13 protein-coding genes and 1 pseudogene are annotated in these 14,226 nt (G+C 70.9%); 8 read left to right on the top strand and 6 right to left on the bottom strand.

What is annotated here, in order from left to right; translation table 11 throughout:
• Positions 1-3 precede the first annotated feature (3 nt).
• The 3 genes from OG553_RS31080 to OG553_RS31090 form a co-directional block, all read right to left on the bottom strand.
• Positions 4-606 (bottom strand): CBS domain-containing protein, encoded by a 603-nt coding sequence (locus OG553_RS31080; RefSeq protein WP_405982161.1) that lies wholly within the window; start codon positions 604-606, stop codon positions 4-6.
• Between the two features lie 271 nt (positions 607-877).
• Positions 878-1,747: a universal stress protein gene (locus OG553_RS31085; RefSeq protein ID WP_405982162.1), complete on the bottom strand. Its 870-nt coding sequence runs from the start codon at positions 1,745-1,747 to the stop codon at positions 878-880.
• Positions 1,748-1,781: 34 nt separating this feature from the next.
• A complete protein-coding gene (locus OG553_RS31090) occupies positions 1,782-2,450 on the bottom strand; it encodes a CBS domain-containing protein (RefSeq protein ID WP_405982163.1) in 669 nt (222 codons plus the stop codon).
• A 251-nt stretch (positions 2,451-2,701) separates the two neighbouring features.
• Between OG553_RS31090 and OG553_RS31095 the strand changes: the two genes are divergently transcribed.
• The 5 genes and pseudogenes from OG553_RS31095 to OG553_RS31115 all read left to right on the top strand — a co-directional run bounded on the left by OG553_RS31095 (position 2,702) and on the right by OG553_RS31115 (position 9,175).
• Complete coding sequence (locus OG553_RS31095; RefSeq protein ID WP_405982164.1) at positions 2,702-3,610, top strand: universal stress protein; 909 nt, start codon at positions 2,702-2,704, stop codon at positions 3,608-3,610.
• On the top strand, positions 3,607-4,470 hold the full coding sequence (locus OG553_RS31100) for a universal stress protein (RefSeq protein ID WP_405982165.1): 864 nt from the start codon (positions 3,607-3,609) through the stop codon (positions 4,468-4,470). Before OG553_RS31095 ends, OG553_RS31100 begins: the two co-directional genes overlap by 4 nt.
• A gap of 7 nt (positions 4,471-4,477) precedes the next feature.
• Positions 4,478-7,054, top strand: coding sequence for a cation-translocating P-type ATPase (locus OG553_RS31105; RefSeq protein ID WP_405982166.1), 2,577 nt, complete (start codon positions 4,478-4,480; stop codon positions 7,052-7,054).
• Between the two features lie 35 nt (positions 7,055-7,089).
• Positions 7,090-7,299, top strand: a pseudogene (locus tag OG553_RS31110) (DUF1918 domain-containing protein); the annotation flags it as partial.
• A gap of 112 nt (positions 7,300-7,411) precedes the next feature.
• Positions 7,412-9,175, top strand: a complete 1,764-nt coding sequence (locus OG553_RS31115; protein ID WP_405982167.1) for a GAF domain-containing protein — start codon at positions 7,412-7,414, stop codon at positions 9,173-9,175.
• A gap of 15 nt (positions 9,176-9,190) precedes the next feature.
• Here OG553_RS31115 and OG553_RS31120 read toward each other — a convergent pair whose 3' ends face one another.
• From OG553_RS31120 to OG553_RS31130, 3 genes are all read right to left on the bottom strand, one after another.
• The gene (locus tag OG553_RS31120; RefSeq protein WP_405982168.1) at positions 9,191-9,889 is read right to left on the bottom strand and encodes a response regulator; all 699 of its coding nucleotides are present in this window, start codon (positions 9,887-9,889) and stop codon (positions 9,191-9,193) included.
• Between the two features lie 85 nt (positions 9,890-9,974).
• Complete coding sequence (locus OG553_RS31125) at positions 9,975-10,613, bottom strand: CBS domain-containing protein (protein ID WP_405982169.1); 639 nt, start codon at positions 10,611-10,613, stop codon at positions 9,975-9,977.
• A 26-nt stretch (positions 10,614-10,639) separates the two neighbouring features.
• Positions 10,640-11,104, bottom strand: a complete 465-nt coding sequence (locus OG553_RS31130) for a Crp/Fnr family transcriptional regulator (protein WP_405982170.1) — start codon at positions 11,102-11,104, stop codon at positions 10,640-10,642.
• Between the two features lie 222 nt (positions 11,105-11,326).
• Here OG553_RS31130 and OG553_RS31135 point away from each other — a divergent pair, with 222 nt between their 5' ends.
• From OG553_RS31135 to OG553_RS31145, 3 genes are all read left to right on the top strand, one after another.
• Complete coding sequence (locus OG553_RS31135) at positions 11,327-11,566, top strand: SHOCT domain-containing protein (RefSeq protein WP_405982171.1); 240 nt, start codon at positions 11,327-11,329, stop codon at positions 11,564-11,566.
• A gap of 58 nt (positions 11,567-11,624) precedes the next feature.
• Positions 11,625-12,095: a pyridoxamine 5'-phosphate oxidase family protein gene (locus OG553_RS31140; RefSeq protein ID WP_405982172.1), complete on the top strand. Its 471-nt coding sequence runs from the start codon at positions 11,625-11,627 to the stop codon at positions 12,093-12,095.
• Positions 12,096-12,190: 95 nt separating this feature from the next.
• Positions 12,191-13,894 carry a SulP family inorganic anion transporter gene (locus OG553_RS31145; protein ID WP_405982173.1) on the top strand — a complete coding sequence of 568 codons (1,704 nt, stop codon included), beginning with the start codon at positions 12,191-12,193 and terminating at the stop codon, positions 13,892-13,894.
• Positions 13,895-14,226 lie beyond the last annotated feature (332 nt).

Raw genomic sequence — 14,226 nt, forward strand, 5'->3', positions numbered from 1 at the left:
CCCTCATGCGGAGACGGGGGCCGTGAAATCCGCCTTGACGTCGACGACGCCCGGTACGGTGCCGGCGGCGCGTACGACGATGTCTTCCATCGCGTGGTCCGGCAGCGACCCGTTGAGGTAGGCGATGCCGTTGGCGACGTGGACGTGCACCTCGCCGGGGCCGTGCGGGATCAGCTGGTACATGAGCAGTTCGCGGATCTCGGCGCCGATGTCCTCGTCCGGGCGCAGGAAGACCTTCAGCAGGTTGCCGCGGCTGACGACGCCGACGAGGCGGCCGTCGCCGTCGACCACGGGAAGGCGCTTGAGGTGTCCGCGGGCCATCAGACGCGCCGCCGTGGGGATGGTGGCGTCCTTCGTGACCGTCACGGCCGGGCGGGTCATCAGCTGCTCGGCGGCGGTGTCGTGGGCCGTGTCGGTGCCTTGGGGCTTGAGCAGCAGGTCGGCTTCGGAGACGACGCCGACCACCTGTCCGCCCTGGTCCAGGACGGGGAGCGCGCTGACGTTCCACATCCGCAGCGCTTCCACGATGTCCTTGAACGCGGTTCCTCGGTCGACAGAGATCACGGCGTGTGTCATGACGTCATCGACGTTGCGCAGGTGCTTCATGATCTTCCTCCTCGATGGGACGGCCGGTACTCGCGATGATGTGAAGGGTGAGCCGTCCGTGGGCAGGGCCGTCCGGGGTCCGAGGAGGTCCGGCCGGCCCTGGTGGGCTTCGCCAGGGGGTGGTTCCATGGAAGTGCGGAAAGGGTCCTTGCGAGGATGCGGAGAAGCGGCCGAGCGCCGTGCACCGCACAATCGGGATCCGCGAGAAGCGGGCGGACTCTTTCCGCCCTCTGCTGCGTTCCTCGCACGGCCGTTCACCGTCTTCGCGTCTTCAGCCGTGGGCGATGACGGCCACGGGGGCTGCCGCGTGGTGCAGGACCGTGTGGGCGACCGACCCGAGGTGCGCGCCGAGGGGGGAGCGGCGCACATGGCGTCCTACGACGACGAGTCCCGCGCCCTGCGAAGCCCGGACGAGATGCTCGCCCGCCGAGCCCATGAACACGTTGTGGCTGACGTTCACGTCGGGGAACTTGTGCTTCCAGGGCAACAGCATGTCGTCCACCATGTGCGTGACGCTCCTGCCGATGTACCGTTCGTTGTCCGGGTCGAAGAAGGGGACGTAGCTGTAGGCGGCCGGCATCTTCCAGCCGTGCACGGCCCGCAGCGGGCAGTCGCTCCGGTCCGCCTCCTCGAAGGCGAAGCTGAGTACCCGGTCGCACGCTTCGTGGATGTCGACACCCACGACGACCTCTGCGCCGGAGCCGGTGCCCGGGCCGTCCGGGTCGTCGGCGACCCGAACGAGGACGACCGGGGTGTCGGTCGCGACCACGGTGGACATTGCCACCGAGCCGACGATGAAGCCGACCAGGCCGCCCAGACCGCGCGATCCCAGGACCAGCAGCCCGGCGTCGGCGGCCTCGGCCGCGAGAGCGGCGGCCGGGCGGGCCGTCAGGCAGCGGGTCGTGATCTCCAGGTTCGGGTGGTGCCCGCGCAGTTCCTGCGCGGCTTCGGTCAGGGCCTGGTCCGCCCAACGGTCCACGTCCTGGCGGCCCAGGCCGGGGAACACCGGGTCCAGGGGCCAGTCGACGGCGTGCACGAGACGCAGCGGCACCTGCCGCAGGACGGCCTCCCGCGCCGCCCAGCGTGCCGCTGCCCGGCTCTCCGGGGAACCGTCGACTCCGACGGTCACGTGGTTCTTCATGACTGCGCCTTCCTTCGTGCGGTCCGGCGCCTCGTCACCACGGCATCGCGTGGCGGGCGTGGTCGGCTTGAGTGGTTGCCGTGTCGTCGGTTCGAGCAGTGACGTGCGATGCCACGGCGACTACCCCGTCGAGTTGCTCGACGAGGCCGAGAAGTACGGGGAGCTGACTCCGACGCTCGACATGGCCGTCGAGGGCGACGATGCCGTCCACGACATGAACATCGATGTCGCCGGCCGATACACCGAGTGCCTCCACGAGGATCTCGTCGGTGATACGTCGGCGTATCTCGGAGTCCGGGCGCAGGAACATACGGAGCAGGTCCCGACGTGTGACGATGCCGACGAGCCGGTCCTCCACGTCCACGACGGGGAGGCGTTCGATGCCCCGGCGGGTCATCAGCCGGGCGGCGTCAGCCACTGTCTCTTCGGCATGGACGGTGACCGCGGGCGCGGACATGACGTCACCCGCGGTGGGCGGCCCAGCCGCAGTGCTGCTCTGCTCGGAGGGATGGGGGGCCGGCACCGTCTGGGCCAGCAGGTCCGTCTGCGATACGACGCCCACCACGCGGTCCTCGTCGTCCAGGACGGGGACTCCTGAGATGTCGTACTGGGCGAGGAGCTTCGCGACGTCCTTGAAGGTGGTGCCCGGGGCCACGGAGACGACCTCGTCGGTCATCAGGTCCGCAACCTTGATGTGCTTCATGAGGCCCTCCTGCTCCGCCGTGTCACGCGAGGCTGATCTCCGGTGTGGGGTGTGTCCCCACCATCCGCCGACGACCGCCTGGTCATCGAGGGCCGAACGGTCCCGTCCGGGGGCCTGTAGGGCCCGGGGTGCCAAACGTCGAGGATGGGGACCTTTGGTCCCGCCAGTGGTCCCGGGCGGCCCTCTTCCGGGAGCGTCGACGGTGCCAGCGTGAGTGGTATCCCTCATCGGCTTCTCGGTTGGGAGGAATCGTGGAAAGCAAGTTCCGCACACCGGACACCAGCTCGGTCACCGTCGGCGTGGACGGCTCGCAGTCGGCGCGCATCGCCGCCCTGTGGGCGGCCAAGGAGGCCGTACGCCGTGACCGTCCCCTGCACATCGTCTACGGCGCCGACACCGACGGCAGGGCCCTGTACCTGCCCGCGGAGACCATCGAACGGGTCCGCGCCAACGGTCGGGAGCTCCTGGACGACACGGCGAAGGCCGTGTCGGCTGAGTACCCCGGACTGAACGTGACCACCGAATTCAGCCGCGCGGGCGCCGTCGACAGCCTGCACCGGGCCGGCGGGCTCCACGGCACGGTCGTGGTGGGCAACCGCGGCCTGGGCGGGTTCAACTCCCTCATGCTCGGCTCGGTCGGCATGGGCGTCGCGGCCGCCGCCATGACCCCCGTCATCGTCGTCCGGGGCATCGACGGGGCCGAGGAGACCGGAACGGTTCTCGCGGCGATCCGCGATGAGCACGACCTCCTGATCGCCCGGTACGCCGCCAGGGAAGCCGAGCTGCACAAGGCCTCCCTGCGCCTGCTGCACGTGTGGAACGTGCTCCAGTCCGTCGGCGAGGTGGTCACGATGCTCGACGGCGTCGACGAGATCGCGGGCGGGCACGCAGAGGCACTGCGGGCCGTCACGGACGTGGTCCGCGGTGAGTTCCCCGACCTCGAGGTGCAGGCCGATGCGGAGAAGAGCATCTCCGTGGCCGGTGTCCTCGTCGAGGCTTCCCGCCACGCAGACCTGCTCGTCATGGGCGGCCGTCGTGTCCCCAGCGCCCTTGGAATGGCCCGCAACCTGGGCAGGGCCACGCACAGCCTGCTGCACCACGCCCACTGCCCCGTCCTCCTCATCCCCCGGACCGGCAGCGACTTCGGGAGCCGGTCATGACCAGACACCCGGCAGGAAGCCGTGACATCGTCATGGGCATCGACCCGGACAGGGACTGGCACCTCGCCCTGGCCTGGGCCGCCGACGAGGCGCAACGGCGCCGGCTCCCGCTGCGCCTGGTGCTCGCCGTACCGCGCCAGCACGACACCCATCACGTCGATGACACCGCCGGCCAGGCGGCCCTGCGGCAGGCTGGATCCGACAGGCTCGAACAAGCGTGCAGCTGGGTGCGTGACCGTCATCCCGAGGTGGCCGTCACCGGTGATCTGCTCGGCGGCTTTCCCGCCCCCGTCCTGGGCGGCGCGGCGCGAGAAGCCCGCATGATCGTCCTCGGCTCCCGGCACCTGAGCCGCACGGCGGAGTTCTTCAGCGCCGGCTCGCTCGTGGTCCCCGTCACCGCCCAGGCACGTTGCCCGGTCGTCGTAGTGGGCGACGCCGAGCACATCAGCCAGCAGCCGCCGTACGTCGTCGCGGGCATCGACGGCAGCGCGTCCGCCACGGCCGCGCTGGATTTCGCCTTCGACGAGGCCGACCTCCGGGGTGCGGCGCTGCGGGTCGTCTGCGTGTGGCAGCCGCCCCTGATCATGCTGGACGACGAGGAGGTGGCGCTGCGGGCCCAGCGCACCCTGCTCTCCGAGGCCACCGCCGGCCTGTCCGAGAAGTACCCGGACGTGCACGTCACCCACGAGGTCCTCACCGGCCACCCGGTCGAGGAACTGGCCCGAGCCGCCGAGCACGCCCTGTCCGTCGTCGTGGGCCGCCGCGGCCGTGGTGGATACACCGGCATGCGGATCGGATCCGTGGTCCATGGCCTGCTGCACCGCGCGCACTGCCCCGTGATCACCGTCCCCACCGGATGAGCCCGCCATGACCAGCCGCACGATCGACACGCAGCCCGTCGGCACCTCGGCCCCGGCGGGGCTGACGCAGGCCGAGGCCGAACGCCGACTGGCCCGGTACGGCCGCAACGAGGTGGCACCGCCGCGGCCCACGCCGCTGCACCGGCGGGTGCTGGCGCAGCTGCGTGATCCCCTGATCATGGTGCTGCTCGGTGCCGCATTCCTGACCATCGCGATCGGTGACCACCCGGACGCCGTCGTCATCGGCCTGGTGGTCGTCTTCAACACGACCGTGGGAGTCACCCAGGAGGTCCGGGCGGACCGCGCGGTCGCCGCGCTTTCCGCTCTCTCGGCCCCGCACGCCCGGGTGCGGCGCGACGGCGAAGCGTACGAGGTGTCGGCAGCGCTCGTGGTGCCCGGTGACAGCCTGCTGCTGGGTGAGGGAGACATCGTCGCCGCGGATGCCGACCTCACCGAGGCGTCCGCGCTCCTGATGGACGAGTCGATGCTCACCGGCGAATCGGAACCCGTCGCCAAGACCGCGGGTGACACGGTCAGCGCCGGCACCGTCGTGGTGCGCGGACGAGGTGTCGCGACCGCCACGGCCACAGGGGCCGCCAGTGCCCTCGGCCGGATCGCAGCACTCCTCGATGGGGACCACGAGCCGACCCCGCTCCAGCGCCGCCTCGCCTCCCTCGGCCGCATCTTGGCTGCCGTCACCCTCGCCCTGTGCGTGCTGTTCTTCGCCCTGGGCCTCATACGCGGCCTTGGCGTGAGCACGATGGCCGTCACCGCCATCAGCCTGGCCGTTGCCGCGGTACCCGAGTCCCTGCCCGCCGTCGTCACCCTCGCCCTCGCCCTCGGGGCACGCCGCATGGCAGCCCGGGGCGCCCTGATCCGGCGCCTTCCGGCGGTCGAGACGCTCGGCTCGGTGAGCGTGCTGGCCACGGACAAGACCGGCACCCTCACCGAGGGCCGCATGGTCGTCCAGCACGTGTGGACACCGTCGGGAGCCGCGGACGTGTCCGGCAGCGGATACGAACCCCACGGAGACCTGACCCGTGCCGGACACTCCCTCACTCCCGAGCAGCTCCGCCCCCTGCAGGAGCTGCTCACCACGGCGGCCCTGTGCAACGACGCGAGCCTCAAGCCGCCCGGGAGCGGTTCCGAGGTCTGGACCGCCGTGGGCGATCCCATGGAGGCCGCACTGCTGGCTGCCGCCGCCAAGGCAGGCTGCCCCGCCCCGGCAGAGCTGCAACAAGCCTGTCCCCGGATCGGAGAAGCCCCGTTCGACAGCCTGCGCAAACGGATGACCACCCTCCACCACCTGCCGGACGGCAACGTACTGGTCTGCCTCAAGGGGGCGCCGGAGACCGTCCTGGCTCCCACGGTCCTCGCCGACCCGCTCGAAATCCTGGACCGGGCCCATCGGCAGGCCGCAGAGCTGGCCGCCCACGGATTCAGGGTCCTGGCGGTGGCAGGCACCGAACGGCTCCAGTGGCACACACCTGCTGCCGAGGCGGAACACGGACTCCGTCTGCTCGGTCTGGTCGCCATCAGCGATCCGCCGAAAGCGGCGGCCGCAGCCACCCTGGCAGCCTGCCGAGCCGCCGGCATCACCCCGGTCATGATCACCGGCGACCACCCCGCGACGGCCCATGCCATCGCCGTACGCATCGGACTCGTCGAGGACGGTCCCTCCGATGCGGTCGTCACCGGACCCGAGCTGGCCGCAGCACCGGACACCGACCTCACCGCGGTCCGCGTCTTCGCCCGGACCGATCCCCAGCAGAAGCTGGACATCGTCCACGCCTGGCGCGCCCGCGGCGCCGTGACCGCCATGACCGGGGACGGGGTCAACGACGGCCCCGCCCTCCACCAGGCCGACATCGGCGTCGCCATGGGCGCCCGCGGCACCGAGGTGGCCCGCCAAGCCGCCGACCTCGTCCTCACGGACGACGAGCTCTCCACCGTGGTCACGGCCGTCGAGGAAGGCCGCCGCGTCTACGACAACATCCGACGCTTCCTCGTCTACGCCATGGCCGGCGGGGCCGCCGAGATCCTCGTGATGCTGACAGGCCCCCTGCTCGGCCTGGCCCTCCCGCTCCGGGCCGGACAGATCCTGTGGATCAACCTCCTCACCCACGGACTGACCGGCGTGGCCATGGGAGCCGAACCGGCCGCCCCACAGGCCATGCGGCGCCCGCCCCGGCCGCCGGGACAGCACATACTGGCCGCAGGCGTGTGGCAACGCCTCCTCGTCCTCGCCGCAGCCGTGACAGCGTTCAGCCTGATCGCAGGCATGAGCGCGCGCGCCGTGGGCCTGTCCTGGCAGAGCGTGCTCTTGCTCGCCCTCCTCGGAGCTCAGCTCGGAGTGGCCCTGGGCCTGCGGGCCCGTTTGCTCACCAGCCAGAACCCCTTCCTCCCCGCCTCCGTGGCAGCCTCCGCCCTCCTGGCGATGGCCGCCCTGCACGTTCCCGCTCTCCAGTCGCTGCTGGACACCCAGCCGGTGGGCTGGGCCGGCACCGGGCTCGCCACCGCCGCAGCGCTCGCGGCATTCGTCGCCGCCAGGCTCCTGCGGGGGGCATTCCACAGAAAGGCATGATCATGAACGCGTACTCGCCTGCCTACGGGCACGGGATCCACGCCGAGGTGGGCGACCGGATCGTCGTGGGCGGCCCCACCCTCGGAGCACCGGGTCGCGACGGCGAAGTCATCGCCCTGCACCACGACGACGGCACCCCGCCCTACGACGTGCGCTGGTCCGACACCGGCCGTACCACCGTGTTCTTCCCCGGCCCGGACGCCCACGTCCGGCACCTGCACCACGAATCCGGTACGCCGCGGCCCGACCAGAGGCCATACGGGGCCACAGCCCGCTGAGTGGGAAGGCCGGGCCCTGCGGCCGGAGATACCGTGGAAGCGGTGGCCATCTCGCCATCGCTTCCGGCCGGAGGTGGGCATGACGGCAGCCGATCAGCCCACCGGCATGAGCGCGGGCGGCCCGCCCGCCCGCAGCGGTGTCCCTCGACTACGGCTCGACGAACTGCTGGATGAGCTGCAGGTACGGATCAACGAGGTCAGGGGCACCCGGGACCGGCTGAACGGTCTGCTCGAAGCCGTCATGTCCGTGGGGCGGGAACTCGACCTGCCGCAGGTCCTTCAGGGCATCGTCGAGGCGGCCGTAGGGCTCGTAGACGCCGAGTACGGGGCCCTCGGAGTCATCGGGACCGACAAGAAGCTGGCCCAGTTCCTCCCCGTCGGCATCAGCGACGAACTGCGCGGGCGGATCGGGGACCTGCCCTCCGGCCACGGCATCCTCGGCGAGCTGATCCGCCACCCCGAGACACTGCGGCTGTCGGAGCTGTCCGAGCACCCGGCCTCGTACGGGTTCCCGGACCACCACCCGCCGATGCACTCCTTCCTCGGTGTCCCCATCCGGATCCGCGAGGAGGTCTTCGGAAACCTCTACCTGACCGAGAAACGGGGCGGAGCCGAGTTCGACGCCGAGGACGAGGCGGTCCTGTCCACCCTCGCGGTGGCGGCCGGCATCGCCATCGAGAACGCGCGGCTCTTCGAAGCGGTCAGGCTGCGCGAGCGCTGGCTGGAGGCCAGCTCGGACATCACCAGCGCCCTGCTCTCCGGAGCGCCCGAGGACGAGGTCCTTGAGGGCATGCTGGAGCGGGCCAAGGACATCACCGGCGCGGACATGGGCGTCTTCTACCTGCTCGGCTCCGCCGGAGAACTGCGGGGCTCCCTTGCCCTCGGGGAGGGAGCGGAGGCGCATCGCGGGATCGTCCTGTCCAGCACCCAGGGCACCCTCGCCGAGGCCGCACTGGCCCGCGACGGACTCATCACGGTTCCCGACGTGGCGACCGACGCGCGCGTCACCGTCCAGCCCGAGAGGTGGACCGGCTTCGGTCCGGCCGTGGCCGTCACCGTGGGCACGAAGGAAAAGCTCAGCGGCGTCCTGATGCTCGCCCGGCGGCACGGCCGCCCCGGCTTCGCCACCGCGGAGATCGCCGCGCTGCCGGGATTCGCCGGCCAGGCCGCCCTCGCCCTGGAGCTGGCCGACCGGCGCCGCGACGCCGAGCAGATGAGCCTGCTGGAGGACCACGACCGCATCGCCCGCGACCTGCACGACCTCGCCATCCAGCGGCTCTTCGCCACCGGCATGACCCTCCAGAGCGCCCAGCGCTTCGTCGACCACCCCCAGGCGTCCGAACGCCTCGCGCGCGCGGTGGACGACCTGGACGCCACCATCAAGATCATTCGGTCCACCATCTTCGGACTCCGCGAGCACGAGACCCCCGGTCAGGCATCCAAACTGCGATCCCGCCTGGTCCAGGCCATGGACGAGGCCTCAACAGCCCTCGGTTTCGCCCCGGCCCTGCGGATGGAGGGACTGATCGACACCGACGTACAGTCGGCCATGGCGGACGAGGCCCTCGCCGTGGTCGGGGAGGCACTCACCAACGTCGCCCGCCACGCCGAGGCCACGCGGGCGGAGGTCTCGATCGCCGCGGCCGAGGGAAACCTGACCATCACCGTGACCGACGACGGCGTCGGCCTGCCCGAGAGCGGCCGGCGCAGCGGACTGCGCAATCTGGCAGAGCGTGCCGAGAGGCTGCGCGGCCGGATGACGGTCGCAGCGCGGGATGACGGGAACGGGAAGGGAGGCACTCGTCTGGAGTGGCGGGTGCCCCTCGCTCCACCACCGCCGTGACCGACTCCGGCGTCCCTACTGCTTCGCCGTCCCGGTGTCGTGCTCGTGTACCTGGGCGGCGATCACGGCCGCTTGGACCCGCCGTTCCACGCCGAGCTTCCCCAGCAGCCGCGAGATGTGGTTCTTGACCGTCTTCTCGGACAGGTAGAGCTGCTTGGCGATCTGCCGGTTGGTGAGGCCGTCGCCGATGAGTTCCAGGACGGCCCGCTCGCGTTCGGACAGAGCCGCCAGCCGGGCGTCCTGCGGTTCCTTCGCCGACTCAGGGTCCCGTAGGGAGTGCATCAGGCGGGCGGTGGTGGCCGGGTCCAGCATGGACTGCCCGGTCGCCACCGTCCGTACGGCGGAGACCAGGTCGGAGCCCTTGATCTGCTTCAGTACGTACCCGGCGGCACCCGCCATGATCGCGTCCAGCAGTGCGTCCTCGTCATCGAAGGACGTCAGCATCAGACAGGCCAGGCCGGGCATGCGAGAGCGCAGCTCGCGGCAGACGGTGATGCCGTCGCTGTCGGGCAGCCGCACGTCGAGCACGGCCACGTCCGGGCGCAGCGCCGGCCCGCGGGCCAGTGCCTGCTCGGCCGTGCCCGCCTCGCCCACGACGGTGATGTCCGGCTCGGCGTCCAGGAGGTCATGCAGCCCGCGCCGGACCACCTCGTGGTCGTCGAGGAGGAACACCTTGATCGGCGCTCCGGCGGAGGCATTCGGATCGTCGGACATGATCGCCCCTGGTTCAGTGCCAATGACGCATTTCCATCCGAATTGTCTCAGTAAGGCGTACGAAACACCCCGTGGTCGTGAGGCGCTAGGCAGCTACGGCGCCGTCCAGCTCCATCCTGACGTCCACGACGCCCTCGACGGCGCGGATCGCGCGCGCGAGCAGGGGGACCAGGGCCCGGTCCCGCAGCGGGCCGCGCAGAGTGACGACCCCGTCCTGTACGGCGAAGTCCACGTGCACGCCGGGTGTCAGCTCGGTGAGCACGCTCTGGCGGATCTCCTCCTCGAGTTCCTCGTCGGGCCGCAGGAACACCTTGAGGAGGTCGCTGCGGCTGACCACACCTTCCAGCATGCCGAGCGCGTTCACCACGGGCAGGCGCTTGACGTGCCTGCGGGCCATGATCCTGGCGGCTTCGGCGACGGGCGCGTCGGGGTGCACGGTGATCGCCGGGCTCGACATGAGCTCCTCGGCCAGAACCGCGCCGGCCTTGGACGCTTCCTCCAGCTGATCGGGCAGCGAGGGGTCCGTACGCCGGAACTCCTCCTTCGGCAGCAGGTCCGCCTCGGAGACCACGCCGACGACGCGGCCCTCGCCTTCCAGGACGGGGACCGCGCTGACCTTCCACTCGTGCATCAGCTCGACGATCTCCTTGTAGGACGCCTCACGGCCGATGGCGACGGCGGTGTGCGTCATGACGTCACTGACGGTGTAGCGGGATGCGGGCATGACCGGCTCCTTCGGCGTACGGACGGTCAGAGGAAGCTGCCGCTGCCGTAGGGCGCGTACAGGTCGAGAAGGCGTACGCGGGCGGCCTGCAGCCGGTTGGCGAGGACCTGCCCGACCCAGTGGCCCAGGGCAGAGCCGAAGGCGGCGTCGGTGTCCATCAGCGTCCGTACGCGCTCCGCGTCGAACTGGTACGCGCGGACGGGCGACATCGCCTCGGCGCCCAGGCGCCAGGAGTACGGCTTGAAGAGCCACGAGCAGCCGACCAGCTGACCGGCGCCGAGGCTCTCGATGACGGCCGCACGCCGCCCGGGCACGTGTACGTCCAAGGTCACGGTGCCGGACCGGACGATCCAGAACCGATCGGCGTGGCCGCCTTCGCGGAAGAGACGTGTCCCTTCCTCGAAGTTGACCTCTTGGGCCAGTTCCATCAGACGGGAGCGGCAGTCGGCGGGCAGTGCCTCGGAGATACGGGTGGGTGAAGGGGTGTTCATGAACGGCCTCCTGTTCGAGTCCGTCTTCAGTCTTGGCGTTCCCCCTGGTTGCGGGCATGGGCCCTGTGGTCCTGTTTGAGGGCCGACCGGCCCATGCCGGGGCCCGGTGCAGCCGGAGATCCTGGCAGCAGATGGCCGACTCGCGGCCGTCGGCCCCGTCCACCCGGTAGGTGCGCGATGTATTGGAATGGCCATGGGATGGGGGCCTGGGGATGGTTCGCCATGTCCCTCACCACATTGATCGTCTGGACCCTGATCGTCGCAGCGGCCGTCCTCGTGGTCCGCGCCCTCAGGCGGGACGGTGCGGACGGGCACACATCAGCCGCGTCGTACCCAGCCTTCGGCAACGGGGCCGAGAGACTCCTCGCGGAACGATTCGCCAGAGGCGAGATCGACGACGAGGAATACAGCCGGCGGCTCGCGGTGCTGCGGAGCCATGCCCCTGGGCCCACGCCCCTTTGAGAAACCGACAGCGGGCAAGGGCCCTGGCGTCCTGCCCGCTTGACGAAGGATGCCCACGATGAAGAGCGACCCGGCCGGTACGACCATCAGTTCGCCTGCCGCCGGCATGGAAGGGCGGCAGATGGAAGAGCTCAGCCCTGACGAGGCGCTGCGGTTGCTGGGCACGGTCGAACTGGGCCGGATCGTGTTCACCCGTCACGCGCTGCCCGCCGTGCGCCCGGTCAACCACCTTCTCGACGCCGGCGACATCATCGTCCGTGTCCAGGACGATTCGACGCTGGCATCCTTGCTCGCGGCTCAGGGGGGTGCGGGCGTGGTCGTCGCGTACGAAGCCGATGTCATCGACCAGGGCGAGCACCTGGGGTGGAGCGTGGTCGCCACCGGCTACGCCACCGCCGTCACCGCCCCCGGCGAGGTCGAGCGCTACGCGCGCCTCCTGCGACCCTGGGTCGAGGGCGCTGCATCGGGCGCCGTCCGGATCAGGCCCGATCTGGTCACCGGCTTCCGTCTGCGGGAGAGCACCACGTAGTGGCCGGCCCGGCTCACTTGCGCGCTTCACCTCCTGGCAGCGCTCCGCCCGGCACGATGGTGAGGCAAAGGCCCGCGTTGAGTCCCGGAGGTGCCATGCCGAAGCACGGACGGATCACGGCGATCCTGCCCGCCTTCCGTGGCTACCGAAAGAGCTGGCTACGGGGCGACGTCCTGGCCGGGATCACGGTCGCCGCTTACCTGGTGCCTCAGGTCATGGCTTATGCGGGCGTGGCCGGCCTGCCTCCGGTCGTCGGCCTGTGGGCCGTCCTGCCGGCGATGGTCCTCTACGCTCTGAGCGGCACCTCGCGCCTGCTGTCCGTCGGACCGGAGTCGACCACCGCCCTCATGACCGCCGTGGCCGTCGGACCGCTGGCCGCCGGCGACCCCACGCGCTACGCGGTGCTCGCGGCAGCCCTGGCCCTCGCCGTCGGCCTGCTCTGTCTGGTCGCGTGGGCCGTCCGGCTCGGCTTCTTGGCCGACCTTCTCTCCAGGCCCGTGCTCGTCGGATACCTGGCCGGTGTCGCCTTCATCATGATCGTGGATCAGCTGCCCCGTCTCACCGGGACCAGCGGCAGCGGATCGGGCTTCTTCCCCCAGCTGGTCTCGTTCCTCCGCCACATCGGCGACCTGCACTGGCCCACGGCCGTCATGGCCGCGGGCTGCCTGCTCCTGCTGTTCACCCTGCCTCTGCTGTGGCGGGCACTGCCCGGACCGCTCGTCGTCCTCGTTCTCGCCACGGCGCTGGTGGCGGTCTTCGCACTGGACGAGGAGCAGGGGATCGACGTCATCGGCGCGATCCCGACCGGCTTGCCGGGCTTCGCCCTGCCCCGGCCGGCCGACCTCGCCGACCTGGTGCTGCCGGCCCTCGGGGTTCTGCTGGTCGGCTACACCGATGTCGTCCTGACCGCGCGCGCCTTCGCCCGGCACGACGACCCGCACCCCCTGGACGCCAACCGCGAGCTGCTGGCCCTCGGCGCGGCGAACCTCGGAGCCGGAGTCCTGCACGGATTCCCGGTCAGCAGCAGCGCCAGCCGCACCGCCCTTGCGGACTCCGCCGGCGCCCGCACCCAGGCGTACTCCCTCGTCGGCGCCGGCTGCGTGGCCGCCGTCCTGCTCTTCCTCGGCCCGCTGCTCACCCACACCCCCTCCGCCGTCCTCGGCGCCATCGTCGTCTACGCGGCCGTACGCCTGGTCGAGGTGGGCGAGTTCCGCAGGCTGGCAGCCTTCCGCCGGCGCGAGTTCCTGCTCGCCCTCGGCTGCGGTCTCGGGGTCCTGGCCCTCGGCATCCTGTACGGCGTGCTCCTCGCCGTGGCGCTGTCCGTAGCCGAACTGCTCACGAGGGTCGCCCGCCCCCACGACGCTGTCGAGGGCATGGTGCCCGGTCTGGCCGGCATGCACGACATCGACGACTACCCGACCGCGCGCACCATTCCCGGTCTCCTCATCTACCGCTATGACTCACCGCTGTTCTTCGCCAATGCCGAGGACTTCCGCCGGCGGGCGCTGGCCTCGGTCGCCGCCCAGGACGACCCCGTCCACTGGTTCGTCCTGAACACCGAGGCCAACGTCGAGGTCGACATCACCGCCCTCGACGCAGTCGAGGCCCTGCGCTCCGAACTCACCGACCGGGGGATTGTGTTCGCGTTCGCCCGTGTCAAACAGGACCTGCGCCACCCCCTCGACGTCTACGGCCTGACGGCGAAGATCGGCCCGGAGCGCATCTTCCCCACGCTCCCCACAGCCGTCGCCGCCTACCGCGACTGGCAACGCGCCAGAGGGCGCGATACCGCCCTCTGAGTCGTAGAGCACTTCGGTCAGCCCGGTCCGCTCGACTCCGCACGCCTCGGCAACCACGACCTTTGCGTGGTCCAAGAAGCTGAAGGAGATGAGGTCGGCGAGTTCGTTCCGGGCAAGTCGCCAAGGCTCGCTGTGCGGCACCGGAACGGCGCGTAGCCCCGGGCCCGCCGGAGGACCAGCTACCTCGGACCCACCTTTCCTGGGCCTTGTGGCCCGGAGGCCGAAGCGGAGGTTCAGATATCGGGAGGACCGTCCTCGATGGAGGACGGTCAAGGGGCGGTCACGCAGGCTCAGGCAGGGCTGGCCCTTGGACGCGTCACAGGTGGGGCAGT

This window comes from Streptomyces sp. NBC_00158 (assembly GCF_045160885.1).
GTDB lineage: Bacteria > Actinomycetota > Actinomycetes > Streptomycetales > Streptomycetaceae > Streptomyces.